Origin of the sequence: uncultured Pseudoteredinibacter sp. (assembly GCF_947502065.1) — a bacterium.
Lineage (GTDB): Bacteria > Pseudomonadota > Gammaproteobacteria > Pseudomonadales > Cellvibrionaceae > Pseudoteredinibacter.
This window is the reverse complement of sequence record NZ_CANMYE010000027.1, coordinates 1-889: the sequence shown is the minus strand read 5'-3', so window position 1 is coordinate 889 and position 889 is coordinate 1. Positions and strand designations below refer to the sequence as shown.

Sequence of the window (889 nt, the reverse complement as noted above, 5' to 3'; positions counted from 1 at the left end):
CCAAGTTGGTTCGCGCCTCAAGCTTACCGCTTTGGTGGTAAGCTGGAGAAGGCTCAATAAGTATCAAGTCAAAGCACAAGGACTTGGAAAAGCTGTCACTTTTTTTGTTCCAAAAAATCCGCCATCTTTACCAAGCCGGTGTTTGAGGCGTTAGGCATACAAGAAATGGTTGACCCGAATTTGAAATCCGTTGCTTTGGTAAAAAAAGAGACAGGAGAGACGATCTCAAATATACGGCTCATTCTTGATGTAATGAATGGTAGCGCTGATGATGCTATTGAGATAATTCAAAGATTTCACATGCAAGGCCAAGCAGACTTCAAGAAGACACTAGCCGAAAATTACTCATTAGGTGCGCCATTAACGCTAGAGAGAATTGATGCAGCCGAGAAAAAGTTAGGCTACATACTGCCAAACTCATATAAAAAAATGCTTTTGAACCAAAATGGTGTAATTTTAGAAAACGATTGTATTCGAGTTACTGAAGAAACCTCATGGGCTGAGGATCATGTATGTGTTCAGAGTATATTGGGAATCGGTGAGTACAATGGACTCGGCTTAGAAGAACAAAACACAAAAGAATATTGTGAAAGCTGGGGGTATCCCAATATAGGGTTAGTGATTTGTGATACACCTACCGCCGGTCATACAGTTGTCATGCTTGATTACACATCAAAGGATGATACTGGAGAGCCTTCAGTGGTTTTTGTTGATCTAAAGCGCAGGCATCATGAATTCAATGTTGTAAAACTCGCTGACAACTTTAATGCATTCATGGAAAATTTAGTTTCTAGCGAGGAGTTTGACTGTGCCTAACACATATGAGCCATTAACCAGTCAATAGGCAATAAGGTACCCGCCAGTGCTCTGGGTGGAAGTTTTTATATTT

General features: G+C 40.7%; 1 protein-coding gene. It reads left to right on the top strand.

Features of this window, described 5'->3' with window-relative positions:
- Positions 1-165 precede the first annotated feature (165 nt).
- A complete protein-coding gene (locus Q1A41_RS20200) occupies positions 166-816 on the top strand; it encodes an SMI1/KNR4 family protein (protein ID WP_299982954.1) in 651 nt (216 codons plus the stop codon).
- Positions 817-889: the final 73 nt, after the last annotated feature.

Excerpts from the sequence above, each read along its gene's own strand:
- Q1A41_RS20200 (WP_299982954.1), top strand. The coding sequence starts at position 166 with ATGGTTGACCCGAATTTGAAATCCGTTGCTTTGGTAAAAAAAGAGACA.